Source organism: Leisingera sp. SA32 (assembly GCF_056033425.1).
Genome location: NZ_JBVYHB010000007.1, coordinates 101,781 through 117,371, shown reverse-complemented (window position 1 = coordinate 117,371; position 15,591 = coordinate 101,781). Strand labels below are relative to the sequence as shown.

Genomic DNA, 15,591 nt, shown 5'->3' with positions numbered 1-15,591 from the left:
GAAAACCAATATCTCAATAGAGGAGGAATGAGATGCGGTCCTTTAAACTTGGAATGCTGGCGTCGGCGGTGGCGCTGTCGACCGGGATGGCCCAGGCGGGTGAAATCGCGGTGATCGTGAAAACCACCAGCTCGAACTTCTGGCAGAACGTCAACAAGGGCGCCGAGGTGGCGATCGCCGCGCAGGACGAACACACCTTCAGCTTTGACGGTCCGGCAACCGAAAGCGCCGTTGCCGACCAGGTGAACCTGGTGGAGAACGCCATCAACCGCGGTGTCTCCGGCATCGTGCTGGCCCCCTCCGACCCGGAGGCGCTGGCCCCGGCGGTGAAGCGCGCCTATGAGAGCGGCATCCCGGTCGTCATCATCGACAGCGCGCTGGCCGAAGGCGCGCAGGGCACCTATCAGGCGTTCCTGTCCACCGACAACTGCGCCGCCGGAGAGGAAGTCGCCAAGCGGATGATTGACGAGGCGGGCACCGAGGGCAAGGTTGCGGTGATGTCCTATGTCGCCGGCGTGGGGTCGGAAATCGGCCGGGTCGGGTGCTTTTCCGACTATCTGAAAGCCAACTCCAAGCTGGAAATCGTCGGTCCTTACTATTCCCAGAGCCAGATGGCGCTGGCGCTGAACCAGACCACTGACATCCTGGCCTCGAACCCGGATCTGGTTGGCATCTTCGGTGCCAATGAGCCGACGGCGGTGGGCATGGGCCGCGCCATCATGCAAGCGGGCAAGGCCGGGGAACTGGTGGCGCTGGGCTTTGATGGCAACGCCGACCTGCAACAGTTCGTGCGCGATGGTCTGATGGAGGCCACCGCGGTGCAGGGCTCTTTCGCGATGGGCGAAAAAGGCGTGAACGCGGTGATCGACATCCTGTCGGGCGAGAAGGTCGACTCCTTTATCAACACCGGTGTGGTGCTGGTGGATCAGGAGAACATCGACACCGACACAGCCAAGAATGTGCTCTACTGAGCCGCTGTGCCGGAGGGCGCAGCCTGCGTCCTCCGGCCCGAACTTCAGACGACCCCGGCAGAAAGGCAGACCATGTCGCAGACCCCTTTGGTAGAGATGATTGGTATCGAGAAGCACTTTGGCGGGGTGCGGGCGGTGGATCATGTTTCGCTTGATCTCTATCCCGGCGAGGTGGTCGGGGTGCTGGGCCACAATGGCGCGGGCAAGTCCTGCCTGATGCGCATCCTGGCCGGTGCGATGGTCCCGAACGCGGGCGAGATCCGCGTGAATGGCGCGCGGTTGGCGTTCACCGACCCCAACGATGCGCGCGAGGCGGGGATCGAAACGATCTACCAGACGCTGGCGCTGGCCGACCATCTTGATGCGCCTTCGAACCTGTTTCTGGGGCGTGAGCTGAAGACGCGCTTCGGCAATCTGGACGATGCGCGGATGCTGCAGGAAAGCCGCAAGGTGCTGGCGCGGCTGAACCCGAACTTCAAGAACCTGTCGGACCCGGTGTCGTCGCTGTCGGGTGGGCAGCGGCAGGTGATCGCGATTGCGCGTGCGATCTATTTCGACACCAAGGTGCTAATCATGGACGAGCCGACGGCGGCGCTGGGCCCGTCGGAAACCGCCATGGTCGCCGACCTGATCCGCCAGCTTCAGGCCGAGGGCATCGGCATCCTGCTGGTTAGCCACGACATGCATGACGTCTTTGATCTGTGCAACCGGGTGGTGGTGATGAACAAGGGTCGCCTGGTCGGCGCCCATGGCATCGAGGAGGTGACCAAGGACGACGTGCTGAGCCTGATCGTCAAGGGGGAGCTGCCCGCCGACTGGTCGGCCCGCAATCTGGAGGCGGCGCAATGAAGGATCTGGCACAGGATCAGATGGTCTGCGGTGTTTGCGTGGAACCTGGCACATTTGCGCTGGAAACCCGCGCAAAGCCGCAGCAGGCGCCTGCGGGCTATCGGCTGGTGGACATTGCCGCCATCGGCATCTGCGGCACCGACTACCATATCTTCGAGGGCAAGCACCCGTTCCTGAACTACCCGCGCGTGATCGGGCATGAGCTGTCGGGCCATCTGGCGGACGGTCCCGATGCAGGGCAGCTGGTCGTGGTGAACCCTTATATCTCCTGCGGGACCTGCCGCGCCTGTCAGCGGGGCAAACCGAACTGTTGCAGTTCCATCGCGGTTCTGGGGGTTCACACGGATGGCGGCATGTGCGCCCGCATCGCGGTGCCCGACGCCAATCTTTACCCGGCCGAGGGGCTGACACCGGAGCAGGCGGCGATGGTTGAGTTCCTCGCCATTGGGGCCCATGCGGTGGCGCGCTCCGGTTGCGGCGCGGGTGACCGGGTGCTGGTCACCGGGGCTGGACCTATCGGACTGGGCACCGCGCTGTTTGCCCGCATCGCCGGCGCCGAGGTGCATTTGCTGGACCTCAGCGAAAAACGTCTGGCCGCCGCGGCAGAGCTGTTCGGCTTTGCCGACACGCACCAGCCGGGCGATGACATCCTGAGCGGCGATCTGGCCGAGGGCTTTGATGTGGTCTTTGACGCCACCGGCAATGCAGGGGCGATTGAGGCTGGCTTTGCGCTGGTTGCCCATGGCGGCAGCTCGGTGCTGGTCAGCGTGGTGAAGGAGAGCATCACCTTTGCCGACTCCGAGTTCCACAAGCGTGAGAGCCGCATCATCGGCAGCCGTAACGCGCTGAGGGCGGATTTCGACCGCGTGATCGCGGCGATCCGCGCAGGCGAGGTGCCGACCGATGCCATCGCCTCAGCCGTGGTGCCGCTGGCGGAGCTGCCGGGTCAGTTCGCCGCTTTGGCCGAAGACCGTGATCACCTCATCAAGGTGCTTGTGACACCGTGAAAGATACCGACATGACCGACCAGCCCTTTGCGCTCAGCCTGCATGATGCGGACAATATTCTGGTGGCCCTTCGGGCAGTGCCCGCGGGAACCGAACTGCCCGGCGGCGTTACCACCCGCGAGGCCATCCCGGCCGGCCACAAGATCGCGCAGCTCAGCGTTCGGGCGGGCGAGAACATCCTGAAGTACGGCCAGATCATCGGCGCTGCCACGGCCGATATTGCAGCCGGTGCCCTTGTGCATGTGCACAACCTCGGCATGGGGGCGCATAAGCAGAACTATGACTTTGGCGCCGCCGCGCAGGCATTGCCCGCAGCGGATAGCGCGGCGGAATTTCAGGGTTATCACCGCCCCTCGGGGCGGGTGGGGACGCGCAACTACCTGGGCATCCTGACGTCGGTCAACTGCGCAGGGTCGGTGGCGCGCTTCATCGCCGAGGCCGCGGCCCGGGAGGATTTGCTGGCGGCGTTTCCCAATGTTGATGGCATCGTGCCGATCGTGCATGGCTCCGGCTGCGGCATGTCCGGCACGGGTGAGGGGTATGAAACCCTGTTTCGCACCCTTGCGGGTTACGGCCACAGTGCCAACTTCGGTGCCATCCTGATGGTTGGCTTGGGGTGTGAGGTGATGCAGATCCCGGATTTGATCGACCGCAGGGCGCTGAGGGACAGCGCGCGCTTCCGTTATATGACCATCCAACACGAGGGCGGCACGCGCGCCACCGTCGACAAGGGGCTGGCGCTGCTGCGCGAACTGGCGGCAGAGGCCAACAAGGCCACCCGCGCGCCTGCGCCGGCCGGTGCGCTGGTGCTGGGCATGCAGTGCGGCGGCTCGGACGGCTATTCCGGCATTACGGCGAACCCGGCACTGGGCGTGGCCTCGGATCTGCTGGTGCGCCATGGCGGCACCTCGATCTTGTCTGAAACCTCGGAAATCTACGGCGCCGAACACCTGCTGACCCGCCGCGCGGTGGATGATCCGACGGGTCGCAAGCTGATTGACCTGATTGATTGGTGGGAGGACTACACCGCCCGCAACTTCGGCGAGATGGACAATAACCCCTCGCCGGGCAACAAGCGCGGCGGGCTGACCACCATCTTGGAGAAATCCCTGGGCGCGGTGGCCAAGGGCGGTAGCGCGCCACTTGCGGGTGTCTTTAAGTTCGCCGAGCCGATCGACCGCAAGGGCTTCGTCTTCATGGACAGCCCCGGATATGACCCCTGTTCGGTGACCGGGCAAACGGCGTCGGGGGCCAACCTGATCGCCTTTACCACCGGGCGCGGCAGCGTGTCTGGCTATCAGCCGGTGCCCTCGATCAAACTCGCCTCCAACCCGGATCTGTGGCGGCGGATGGAAACGGATATGGATGTGAACTGCGGCGACATCCTGAGCGGCGTCAGCCTGGAGAAGAAGGGGCGAGAGATCTTTGATCTGTTGCTGCGGGTGGCCTCGGGCGAGCAGACCAAGAGCGAGGCGCAGGGTTTTGGTTCGGTGGAATTCGTGCCCTGGCAAATCGGCGCGGTAATGTGACCACTGCACAAAAGGAGGAACGACAATGACAACAGATCTGACCGGCCAGCGGGTGCTGATTACCGCCGCGGCGCAGGGCATTGGCCGCGCGAGCGCCGAGGCGTTCCTGCGCGCGGGCGCCAGCGTGCTGGCCACCGACATCAATTCCGCCGGACTGGACGGCCTGGACGGCTGTGATACAGCCCGTCTGGACGTTCTGGACGCGGCCAGCGTGGCCGCTGTCTGCGAGGCTGCGGGCGACGTGGACGTGTTGTTCAACTGTGCCGGTATCGTGCATGGCGGCACCGTGCTCGAATGCCGAGAGGAAGAACTGGACTTTGCCTACGACCTGAACGTCAAGGCGATGGTGCGAATGGTGCAGGCGGTGCTGCCCGGGATGCTGGCGCGCAAATCCGGTGCGATCATCAACATGTCCTCAGTGGCCTCCGCCGTCAAAGGTGTGCCGAACCGCTTTGTCTATAGCACCACCAAGGCAGCGGTGCTTGGGCTGACCAAAGCCATCGCCGCCGATTACGTCGCGCAGGGCATTCGATGCAATGCAATCTGCCCCGGCACGGTGCAGTCGCCCTCGCTGGATGACCGTTTGGCGGCGACAGGCGATTATGCGGCCGCGCGTGCAGACTTTGTTGCCCGTCAGCCGATGGGCCGCATCGCGGAGGCTGCGGAGATCGCCGATCTCGCCGTGTACCTTGCGGGCGCCACCTATACCAGCGGCCAAGCCTGCTGTATCGATGGTGGCTGGACCATTTGAAACCAAAGAAGAAAGACGCGATATGAAACTGCTTCGCTTTGGCGCTTCGGGTGCCGAAAAACCGGGTCTGCTGCACACGGATGGCAGCATACGGGATCTCTCTGGTCTGATCGACGATCTGTCCGGCAAGAATCTTTATCCCGACAGTCTGGAGCGACTGGCAAAGGCGGATATCGAGGCGCTGCCCGTCGTCGAAGGCAACCCCCGTCTGGGGCCACCGATTGCGGGCTCAGGGAAATTCATCTGCATTGGTCTGAACTATGCCGATCACGCCGCCGAAAGCGGACTGGCTGTGCCGTCGGAACCGGTTGTGTTCATGAAAGCGACGTCCGCCATCTGCGGCCCAAATGATCCGATCATCATCCCGCGGGGCTCAGAAAAGACCGATTGGGAGGTCGAATTGGCGGTAATTATCGGCAAGCCCGCCAAATACGTCAGCGAGGCCGAGGCGATGGACCATGTCGCGGGGTATGCGGTCACCAATGATGTGTCCGAGCGCGCCTTTCAGATTGAGCGCGAAGGTCAGTGGACTAAGGGCAAGAGCTGCGACAACTTCGGCCAGATCGGTCCCTGGTTGGTGACACGGGACGAGATTGCGGACCCGCAGAACCTGCCGATGTGGCTGAAGGTCAACGGCGAGACGATGCAGGATGGGTCCACCGCGACGATGGTCTACGGCGTGGCGCATCTGGTGCATTACCTTAGCCAGTTCATGACACTGCACCCCGGCGACGTGATCTCCACCGGGACCCCGCCGGGCGTTGGCCTGGGCCTGAAACCGCCGCGCTATCTGAAGGCGGGCGACGTGGTGGAACTGGGTATCGAGGGCCTGGGAGAGCAGCGACAGGATGTAATCGCGGACTGATCCCACGAGTTGGACATTGGCGCACCGGGGGCCTCTCTCGGTGTGCCGCCCGCAGGGGCCATTGGAACCAGTGCATCCGCTTCGGGAAAAGATCGCGCGCGGAGCGCGGGCGACACTGGCGGCTCAGCGCAGACCGGGCCACATGTAGATACTCATATAACATGGCAGCCGTCCCCCGGCTGGACACATGCTGTCTCAGCTCCATTTTTCAGCCTGAACCTCCCGCACGCTAGACCTCACCACGCCAGACCTCACCACGGCGGGCCAGTGCGCGGTTTTCGCAACCTATGCTTGACTTTTTCCGGCATCGCGCTCCACTTGCTTTCAGGGAGGGACGCGCGGAGGTGGTGGCGAAGGCTCGTCGGTCCAGCCTGCCAGAGTTGTCGGTCAGGGTTTGCCTGCTTCGACCTGCCAGGCATGACCTGCCAGTTTCGATCTTCCAGCTTCGGTCTTCCAGCTTCGGTCTTCCAGCGCGCGGTGCACTGGGCGGCTGGGACAAGTTGCTGCCTCCTGCCTTGAATGGTGAACACTTGCGAGGTCAGAATGGCAACGATTACCTTTTCCCGCGCCTTCGTGATCGACACGGATATTGTTGCCCGGTTCACGGTGGATGAAACCCGCATCCGCTTTACGGGCGATGACGGTTTCCGTGCCGAGTACATCGCCGCTCCCGGCTCCCGTTTTCAGTTCATTCCTGGTGTGGGTGGCGCGTATTCGATCACTGGCACGATTGGGGCCTTTCACCAGTACGAACCAGAAAGCTGGGAAGACCTCATCTACACCATTGAGGGTCTGTCGCTGGATGCTGATACGGTCGTGGCATCGTCCGATGTGACGGCTGAGGATTTCCTGCATTTTTTCTATGGCGGATCGGATCTCTTCAATGGCTCACATCAAGCGGATGTCCTCTCGGGGCTGTCTGGTGATGACCGGTTGCTGGGCAATTCCGGCGCCGATCAGCTGGACGGAAACCGTGGTGCGGACACGCTGGTTGGCGGTGAGGGCGCGGATACACTGTCAGGCGGCAAGGGCGCAGATGTCTTGCGTGGCGGCCTGGGCCAAGACAGTCTTGGCGCCGGTGCGGGCGACGACCTGCTGGAGGGCGGGCGCGGTCAGGACGCGCTGGAAGGCGGCGCGGGCGCGGATTCGATGACTGGCGGTGCGGGCGCAGATCTGCTGTTGGGCGGCGCAGGGGCGGACACTCTGGCTGGCGGCGGCGGCGATGACAGCCTGGCCGGTGGCAGCGCCGGGGATCAACTCGAGGGTGGAAACGGTCGGGATCTGCTGATTGGCGGCGATGGCGCAGACTCGATTTTCGGCGGACGCGGCGGGGATACGCTGCGCGGCCAGGACGGAACGGATGTGCTGTCGGGTGATGGCGGCGCGGATATTCTGCGCGGCGGTGCTGGCGCGGATGTGCTGGAAGGCGGCGCGGGAGGCGACAGTTTGCATGGCAGCGACGGCGCGGATCTGCTGGAGGGCGACGGTGGCCAAGATATTCTGTGCGGCGGCTCCGGCTTGGATACATTGGACGGTGGTGATGGAAACGATCTGCTGGATGGTGGTACCGGCGCGGATATGCTGTGGGGCGGCGTCGGCGCGGACACGCTGAAGGGTGGACAGGGTGCGGACGTGCTGGAAGGCGGGCAGGATGAGGAAGAGGACGTCTTTGTATTCAACAGTTTTGAGCACAGTCGGACCGGTGCGGGGCGACGCGACACGGTCTCGGATTTCGATGCGAGCCTGGATCTGGTCGACCTGAGCAATATCGCGGTGGAGGATGCCTACATCGGACTTGTGCTCAGCGAAGGGTTCTTTGCGCTGACACCGGCTGGGGATGCGTCCTTCTTTGAAATCCTCTTGTTTGTCGAACAGGAACAGGACGGCACGCTGCTCTATGCCGAAAACATCAGCGAGGATCCGGACCGGGCCGGGCTGGATGCTGATTTCGAGGTTCTGTTTCTTGGCGAACTGGATCTGACGTCCGACAATTTCCTGGGCCTGAGTGGCGGCCCGATGGAGGCTTGATGATTATGGCACACAACATGATTATGGCACACAACAAAACCGCGGGAATTGCCACTGTCGTTTCCCACAGGGGTGGCCAAGGCTGGGCGACAGACCGACAGAGGTGCGCGACCCGCAGGGGCGGATCCATAGGCAGGATGCTCATATGTCTGTGCGCCGTCGGCCTGACCGGCCTGCCACAGGATGCCACCGCCGCGGCGCCCCCGAAACGCGTGTTTGCAGCACCGCCTTTCGCGGCAATACTGCAACCGCCCGGCAGCCAGCCGCGGTTGCTGCACCGGGCGCAGGTGCGGGGGGAACCGGATCCCAGCCTGTTCTTTCAGTTTCAAGAAGAAAGACCCGAAGGGCCGAATGACGATTCCGGCTTTACCCCGGCGTCAGAACCGGTGTCGGTCTCGCAGAGACTGACCGATTTGGTGATCGCCCAGATCGGCTATGCAACGGAGGCCTGCGGGGCTGTTGGCAGCATCTACCGCACAGACTGCCTGGCCAAGGAGCTGGGAGCTGTGGCCGAGACGCTGCCCGCGGAGGGGGACTACGCCCCGGCCCGCGACGCGTTGGCGGAAGCCTCCGACCGACTGGCGACGCTATCGCGCCAGGACCGGGACAATAGCCAGCCCCGGCTGCGGGTTACGGTCACGGCGGACAGGCAGGCCGCGCGGCGTCCGGTGGCGGCGGTGAAGCCGGAACTTGCGGTGCAGATCAACGCCCAGGCGCTGTCCATTCTGGAAGACACCACGACAGTTCTGTTGCGCTCGGCGGAGGGCAGCAGCGATGTTGCGGTGCATTATCAGCGGATCGCCCAGGCCGTGAACTCGACTAAAGTGTTGTTGCGGTCCTGACCGCAGGGCGGCGATGCGTGGGGGGCGGAACCGGCCGCCTGTCAGCGGCACCGATCGGGATGCGCCGCTGCAAAGGCGGAGTGCGCGCCGCAGGCGGTCTCCACTGCGCAGATCCTTGGGAGGTCTGAAAAATCCACCTCCCAACGGTGGGCATTGTAGAGTTGCGGCATCAGGCAGATGTCGGCCATCCCCGGCGCAGCGCCGGTGCAATAGGGTGCCTGCTCAAACCCCTCCAGCAACCGTTCAAAGGCTTGCAAACCGGGACGAATGAACTGCTGCATCCAGGATTTTGGCATGTCGTCGGCGCCGCCGCTCAGGACAGTTGCGTGTTTTGCGACCTTCAGATTGCAGACGGGGTGAACATCCACCGCCACCGACTGCGCCAGGGCCCGCGCCAGGGCGCGGCGGCCCGGTTCGGTGGGCAGCAGGCCAAGAGACCGGGTTTCGTCCAGATATTCCAGAATCGCCAACGATTGGGTCAGCCGCAGCCCGTCGATGTCCAGCACCGGCACCAGCCCCTGCGGATTACGGGCAAGGTGCTCTGCTGTCTTGTGATCGCCCTTGACCAGATCCACTGACACCGTCTCATACGCAATGCCCGCAAGGTTGAGCGCGATCCGCAGCCGGTAGCTGGCCGAGGAGCGCCAGTAGTCGAAAAGTACCGTCTTGTGCATCTGTATCTCCTGTGCCGCGGACTGTGTCAGTCAGCCTATGTCGATCAGTTTTGCTGCACGGGGCGGGCAGCCGCCACCAATGCCTGTCTCAGAACATCGCGGTCGCCGATGTGATTGGCCAGAACCAGTACCAGCCGCGCGTTCAGCGCATCGCTTTCCGCCTTGCTTAGCCCGTCGTGGGCGGCCAGCAGCTCGGCGTAGAAATCATCACCACCGTCGATGTTGGGGGTCAGGATCAACTGATTGCTCTGTGTCATGTCTGTTACTCCTTGCCGATGGCGCGGCGAATGGCGTGGCGGAACAGCGCGTCGTCATAGCTGGGGCGACGGGCTGCCACATGCTGGTCGGGGCGGATCAGGTAAACGCCGCTCTTGGCGTTACCGAGATAACGTTCCTTCAGGGCAAACGTCCTGTCGTCGGTGAGGGACAGCGCCAATCGGGTCACTTCAATATCGTCTTCCTTGATCAGATCCGGGGCGTCGGCGTCGATGGTGAGCAGCACAAACCGGTTGCCGAGCTTGTCGAGCAGGAAGCCGTCTTTTAGCGGGACGTCGGGACAGGGCGCGCCGGGGCGGGTGCGCTCCGGGCCGTGTAGTGCATCTGCCGAATTCAGGGGGGAGCCGTCATAGGTGCAGGGCACCGACAGGCGACCCGAGTTCACCAGCGGGCGGGCAAATTCATACTGCTCGGACAAGTCCAGGACTGCATCGCGCAGGATCCTGCTCATGTCGGACTTGGGGGTGATGAAATCAGTGGAGCGCGAGGAGTTAAGAATGTTTTCTTCAGCGCCTTGGACCCGCTCCACGTCATAGCTGTCGAGCAGGCTTTCCGGTGCCTTGCCGTCCATCACCAGCTTCAGTTTCCAGCACAGATTGTCGGCGTCCTGCAGGCCGGAGTTGGCGCCGCGGGCGCCGAACGGCGAGACCTGATGCGCGGCATCGCCAGCAAAGATCACCCGGCCATGCCGGAACTTCTCCATCCGGCGGCACTGGAATGTGTAGATCGAAACCCACTCGAGTTCAAAATTCACGTCCTCGCCCAGCATCGCCTTGAGACGCGGGATCACGTTTTCCGGGCGTTTTTCGCGCTCCTTGTCGATCTCCCAACCCAGTTGCAGGTCAATGCGCCAGACTCCGTCCGGCTGCTTGTGTAATAGCGCCGACTGTCCCTTGTTGAAGGGCGGGTCGAACCAGAACCAACGTTCGGTCGGGAAATCCGCGTCCATCACCACATCGGCAATCAGGAAGTTGTCCTCGAACACCCGGCCCACGAAATCCAGCCCTAGCATTTGCCGGGTGGGCGAGCCGGCGCCATCGCAGGCGATCAACCAGTCGGCTTTCAGGTTGTAGGCACCTTCGGGGGTGTCGATGTCCAGCGTCACATGGTCGGGGTGGGTGCCGATCGCCGACACCCTGCTGCGGCCGCGGATCTCGATCGGCGCGCCCTGCTTTTGTAGATCACGGATCCGTTCTACCAGATGCGCTTCGAAGTAATACTGTTGCAAGTTGATAAAAGCGGGGCGTTTGTGGCCCGCTTCCGGCAACAGGTTGAATTCGTAAACTTGCCGGTCGTCGAAAAATACCTTGCCGACGTTCCACTGTACGCCCTTGTCCACCATCGGCTGGCCACACCCCAACCGGTCAAGGATTTCCAGCGGGCGCTTGGCAAAACAGATCGCGCGGGAGCCAAAACTGACCTTGTCGTTGTCATCCAGCACCACCACTTCGGTGCCCTGCTGTGCCAGGTCTATGGCCATCGCAAGCCCGACCGGGCCCGCTCCGATCACCACCACTTTGCGGCGCACCGGGGCGGGTGCGTCCTGATCCGCATGGCGCGCATAAGGGTACAGCGGGGCGTCAAAGATCTTGTTCATCAGGTCTCCTCCCAAAAACAGGGTGCCGTCTGGCACAGCTTTCCCGTCTCCCTGCGACGGCGCGCCGGAAGGATGGTCAAGCGTCTTATAGGTTGCGCCGGGGCGATACGGTCTGGCTCCAACCGCCCCGGTTGCCAAACTTTGCCGCGTCTCAGCCCTGCAGGGCGTCCCACATGTCCAGATCGCGCTGGGCGGTCCAGATCCGGGGCGTGTCGATACCGCGGGCCTCGTCAAAGGCGCGGGCGACGTTGAAGGGCAAGCAATGTTCGTAGATCGCATAGTCGGCGAACTTCGGGTCGCATTCGGCGCGCACCGCGTCCCAGGCCTCTTTCAACGTGCCGTTGCGGGCAGCCACGCGGGCGGCAGGGCGGTAGGTGCTGTCGACAAAATCCCGGGTATTCTCAATGGCCGCATTGACCATCTCCTTGCCCACCAACGCATCGCCGCGGCCCGGCGCGATGGCATCCACGTCATAGGCCTTGATGTTGTCCAGCGTCTTGCCCCAGTCGCCAAAATGCCCATCGCCGCAATAGCAGGCGGAGTGGTACTCCACGATGTCGCCGGTGAACATCACGTTCTGATCCGGCACATGAATCACCGCATCGCCTGCGGTATGGGCGCGGCCCAGATGCTTGATGTCGACGCGGCGATTGCCCAGATAGACGGTCATCCCGTCGGAGAAGGTCGTGGTCGGCCAGGTCAGGCCGGGGATGCTCTCATGGCCTTCGAATAGGCGCGGGAAGCGTTGGAATTCGCTGTCCCAGTCCTCCTGGCCGCGTTCCACCACCATCGCGCGCGCCTTGTCCGACATGATGATGTTCTGCGCGCCAAAGGCCGAAGCCCCCAGCACCCGCACCGCGTGGTAGTGGGTCAGCACCACATGGGTAATCGGCTTGTCAGTGACCGAGCGCACGCAGTCGATGACCTTGTTTGCCAGCCGCGGCGTGGCCTGCGCCTCGACGATCATCACCGAGTCGTCGCCGATGATGACGCCAGAGTTGGGATCGCCTTCGGCGGTGAAGGCGTACAGCCCCTCGCCCACCTCGGTAAAGGAAATGTTCTTTTCGCTCATGTCGCCTTGCGACGCAAATGCCTTGGCCATGATGTCAGTCCTTCTGTAGAAACTCGAGCCGGTTGCCAAAGGGGTCTTCGGCAAAGAACCGGCGGCGGTTCTTGATGGTGTCTTCCCAGCGCGGTGTCTGGCCCAGGGCCGTGATGCGCGCTGCGATGTCGTCGATGTCCGCCACGGCAAATCCCGGATGGGCCTTGCGGGCAGGGGTGAAGGGGTCTTCTACACCCAGATGCAGCTCTGCCCCGTTCAGGGCCAGCCAAAGGCCACCGCGTGCGCGCAGTGCCTCGGGCTTGGCGATCTCGTGCAGACCCAGCGCGCCGCACCAAAAGGCGCGGGCGGGGGCCTCTTCCCCCTTGGGAATGGCGATCTGGATATGATCGAGCGCAAACACCGGGTCAGCGTTTGAACGGATCGTCCAGGGCGGCCAGAATGGTCCCGGTGCACTCGCCAAATCCGATGGTAAAACCGTCGCCCTTGGCCGCGCCCTTGAGTGTCAGCGTGTCGCCGTCCTCGATGAAAGACCGCTCCTCGCCGCTGTCCAGCGTCAACGGCTCCTTACCTCCCCAGCTCAGCTCCAGCAGGGAGCCGCGGCTGTCCTTGGTGGCGCCGGAAATGGTGCCGGAGCCCAAGAGGTCGCCTGCATTCATCGGGCAGCCAGAGGTGGAATGATGCGCCAGCTGCTGTGCGGCGGAGTAGTACATCTCCTTGTAGTTGGTTCGCGCGATGGTGGTCGCGGGCTTGCCCTCGGGGGCCATGGTGACCTCCAGGTCGATGTCATAGAGCATCGGCCCGCAGTCCTTCAGATGGTCCAACAGCTCAACCTCACGCGCGGGCGTGTCGCAACGGAACGGTTCCAGCGCCGGTCTGGTGACGATCCAGGGGCTGATCGAAGTCGCGGTCGCCTTGGCCTGGAACGGCCCCAGCGGCTGGTATTCCCAGGCCTGGATGTCGCGTGCCGACCAGTCGTTCAGCAGGACGTAGCCAAAGATGTGGTCATCCGCCTCCTGCACCGTGATTGGCCCTTCCGAGGGGGTGCCGACAATGGCGCCCATTTCCAGCTCGATGTCGAAACGGGCGCAAGGCGCCCACCGCGGCGCGTCGTCATTCGGTCCCTTCAGCTGCCCCCAAGGACGGCGCACATCGGTGCCTGACACCACGACGGAGGACGCACGCCCATTGTAACCGATCGGGATGTGCAGCCAGTTCGGCGGCAGCGCGTTTTCCGGGCCCCGGAACATGGTGCCAACATTGAAGGCGTGGTTCTTGCCCGCATAGAAATCGGTGTATTCGCTGACCGCAAAGGGCAGGTGCAATTCGGCATCCGCCTGCGCCACCAGATGCGGCTTGACCTTGTCCTTCTCTGCGGCACCGTCGGCCAGCAGTGCGGTCAACCGTTCGCGCAGGGCTGCCCAGACCGCAGGCCCTTCCTCCATCAGGTCGTTCCAATAGGGCACGTCGAACAGTGGCGCATCGCCCAGCTGGATCAGTCCCGCTTCTTCGGCGGCCTGCATGTCCAGAATCAGGTCGCCGATGGCCACGCCACACCGGGGATCATCGCCACCAACGGAAAACACGCCATAGGGCAGGTTGTTCAGCGGGAACGGGTGGTGCGCGTCATTGGCCGACGCCACCCAGGATTTCAACAGAGGCATAGTGTCTCCAGTTTCCGGGTCCACAGACCCTTTTCATCTTTCCGGAAATACTCCGGGGGTGAATGGACCCGCAGGGTCCAGAGGGGGCAGCGCCCCCGCACAGACATCACTTCACGCCGGGCGTTCCGTCGAATTTCTTTTCGATGTCGCTCCAGCAGTCGATATAGTCATCCTGCAACGGCGCGTCTTTGGCTGCAAACGCTGTCAGGTGCTGCGGGAAGCGGGTCTCGAACATGAACGACATGGTGTTGTCCAGTTTTTCCGGGCCAAGATTCGCGTTTGAGGCACCTTCGAACGCGTTCTTGTCCGGCCCGTGCGGCAGCATCATGTTGTGGAGGCTCATGCCGCCGGGCACGAAGCCTTGCGGTTTCGCGTCATACTGACCGTGGATATTGCCCATCAGCTCGGACATGATGTTCTTGTGGTACCACGGCGGGCGGAAGGTGTTTTCGGCCACCATCCAGCGATCGCGGAACAGGACAAAGTCGATGTTGGCCGTACCCGGAACGCCGGAGGGCGCGGTCAGCACGGTGAAAATCGACGGGTCCGGATGGTCGAACAGGATCGCGCCAACCGGGCAATACGTCCGCAAGTCGTACTTGTAGGGCGCGTAGTTGCCGTGCCAGGCCACAACGTCCAGCGGCGAATGGCCGATCTTGGTTTCATGGAACTGGCCGCACCATTTGATGGTCACGGTAGAAGGCGTTTCGCGGTCCTCGAAGGCCGCCACGGGCGCCTTGAAGTCGCGCGGGTTGGCCAGACAGTTGGCACCAATCGGCCCGCGGCCCGGCAATTCGAACTTCTGACCATAGTTTTCGCAGACAAAACCACGGCACGGCCCGTCCAGAACTTCGACGCGATACACCAGCCCGCGCGGGATAATGGCAATCTCCTGCGGTTCCAGGTCGATGATCCCCAGCTCCGTCGCAAAGCGCAGGCGGCCTTCCTGCGGCACCACCAGCAACTCGGAGTCGGCCGAGAAGAAGTAACTGTCCACCATCGATTCCGTGACAAGATAGATGTGGCTGGCCATACCGACCTGCGTGTTCACATCGCCCGCGGTGGTCATGGTGCGCATGCCGGACAGCCAGGTCAGCCCTTCGTCGGAATGCGGTACCGGATCCCAGCGATACTGCCCCAGCGACACCACATCCGGATCGACGCAGGGTGCCGATTTCCAATGCGGCAGATCGATCTTTTCATAGCGGTGCGAATGCTTGACCGAGGGGCGGATCCGGTAGCTCCAGGTCCGCTCCGGCGGGTCGGCGGTAAAGGCGGTGCCGCTCAGCTGTTCGCCGTAGAGGCCATAGTTGCATTTCTGCGGACTGTTCATACCCTGCGGCAGCGCGCCAGGCAGCGCTTCGGTTTCAAAGTCGTTGCCGAAACCGGGCATATAACCGGCATTTGGCCCTTCCAGTGACGGCGCCTGGGTCATGTCATGGGGATCTGCGGGTCGAGTCATATCGCGTTCCTCCTGT

The 15,591-nt window shown here is 63.2% G+C and carries 15 protein-coding genes; 8 read left to right on the top strand and 7 right to left on the bottom strand.

The window, feature by feature from the left end:
• Nucleotides 1-32: 32 nt before the first annotated feature.
• From AC0IPL_RS12180 to AC0IPL_RS12145, 8 genes are all read left to right on the top strand, one after another.
• The gene (locus AC0IPL_RS12180; RefSeq protein ID WP_474274796.1) at nt 33-971 is read left to right on the top strand and encodes a substrate-binding domain-containing protein; all 939 of its coding nucleotides are present in this window, start codon (nt 33-35) and stop codon (nt 969-971) included.
• Between the two features lie 72 nt (nt 972-1,043).
• Nucleotides 1,044-1,820 carry an ATP-binding cassette domain-containing protein gene (locus AC0IPL_RS12175; RefSeq protein WP_474274795.1) on the top strand — a complete coding sequence of 259 codons (777 nt, stop codon included), beginning with the start codon at nt 1,044-1,046 and terminating at the stop codon, nt 1,818-1,820.
• Nucleotides 1,817-2,827, top strand: a complete 1,011-nt coding sequence (locus AC0IPL_RS12170) for a zinc-binding alcohol dehydrogenase family protein (RefSeq protein WP_474274794.1) — start codon at nt 1,817-1,819, stop codon at nt 2,825-2,827. The genes AC0IPL_RS12175 and AC0IPL_RS12170 overlap by 4 nt, the downstream gene beginning before the upstream one ends.
• Before the next feature lie 11 nt (nt 2,828-2,838).
• A complete protein-coding gene (locus AC0IPL_RS12165; protein WP_474274793.1) occupies nt 2,839-4,356 on the top strand; it encodes a UxaA family hydrolase in 1,518 nt (505 codons plus the stop codon).
• Nucleotides 4,357-4,381: 25 nt separating this feature from the next.
• Complete coding sequence (locus tag AC0IPL_RS12160) at nt 4,382-5,107, top strand: SDR family oxidoreductase (RefSeq protein WP_474274792.1); 726 nt, start codon at nt 4,382-4,384, stop codon at nt 5,105-5,107.
• A 22-nt stretch (nt 5,108-5,129) separates the two neighbouring features.
• Nucleotides 5,130-5,972, top strand: a complete 843-nt coding sequence (locus tag AC0IPL_RS12155; protein ID WP_474274791.1) for a fumarylacetoacetate hydrolase family protein — start codon at nt 5,130-5,132, stop codon at nt 5,970-5,972.
• A 543-nt stretch (nt 5,973-6,515) separates the two neighbouring features.
• Nucleotides 6,516-8,000, top strand: a complete 1,485-nt coding sequence (locus tag AC0IPL_RS12150) for a calcium-binding protein (RefSeq protein ID WP_474274790.1) — start codon at nt 6,516-6,518, stop codon at nt 7,998-8,000.
• A 137-nt stretch (nt 8,001-8,137) separates the two neighbouring features.
• A complete protein-coding gene (locus tag AC0IPL_RS12145) occupies nt 8,138-8,842 on the top strand; it encodes a hypothetical protein (RefSeq protein ID WP_474274789.1) in 705 nt (234 codons plus the stop codon).
• A 41-nt stretch (nt 8,843-8,883) separates the two neighbouring features.
• Here the strand turns inward: AC0IPL_RS12145 and maiA are convergent, their stop codons facing one another.
• From maiA to hmgA, 7 genes are all read right to left on the bottom strand, one after another.
• A complete protein-coding gene (maiA, locus tag AC0IPL_RS12140; protein ID WP_474274788.1) occupies nt 8,884-9,516 on the bottom strand; it encodes a maleylacetoacetate isomerase in 633 nt (210 codons plus the stop codon).
• A gap of 44 nt (nt 9,517-9,560) precedes the next feature.
• Nucleotides 9,561-9,773: a DUF2783 domain-containing protein gene (locus AC0IPL_RS12135; protein WP_474274787.1), complete on the bottom strand. Its 213-nt coding sequence runs from the start codon at nt 9,771-9,773 to the stop codon at nt 9,561-9,563.
• A 5-nt stretch (nt 9,774-9,778) separates the two neighbouring features.
• Nucleotides 9,779-11,389, bottom strand: a complete 1,611-nt coding sequence (locus tag AC0IPL_RS12130) for an FAD-dependent oxidoreductase (RefSeq protein WP_474274786.1) — start codon at nt 11,387-11,389, stop codon at nt 9,779-9,781.
• Nucleotides 11,390-11,540: 151 nt separating this feature from the next.
• Nucleotides 11,541-12,491 carry an MBL fold metallo-hydrolase gene (locus AC0IPL_RS12125; protein ID WP_474274785.1) on the bottom strand — a complete coding sequence of 317 codons (951 nt, stop codon included), beginning with the start codon at nt 12,489-12,491 and terminating at the stop codon, nt 11,541-11,543.
• Nucleotides 12,492-12,495: 4 nt separating this feature from the next.
• Nucleotides 12,496-12,852 carry a VOC family protein gene (locus AC0IPL_RS12120; RefSeq protein ID WP_474274784.1) on the bottom strand — a complete coding sequence of 119 codons (357 nt, stop codon included), beginning with the start codon at nt 12,850-12,852 and terminating at the stop codon, nt 12,496-12,498.
• A 4-nt stretch (nt 12,853-12,856) separates the two neighbouring features.
• The gene (fahA, locus tag AC0IPL_RS12115) at nt 12,857-14,113 is read right to left on the bottom strand and encodes a fumarylacetoacetase (RefSeq protein ID WP_474274783.1); all 1,257 of its coding nucleotides are present in this window, start codon (nt 14,111-14,113) and stop codon (nt 12,857-12,859) included.
• 106 nt (nt 14,114-14,219) lie between these two features.
• Entirely contained in the window at nt 14,220-15,575 is a 1,356-nt protein-coding gene (hmgA, locus tag AC0IPL_RS12110) for a homogentisate 1,2-dioxygenase (protein WP_474274782.1), read from the bottom strand.
• Nucleotides 15,576-15,591: the final 16 nt, after the last annotated feature.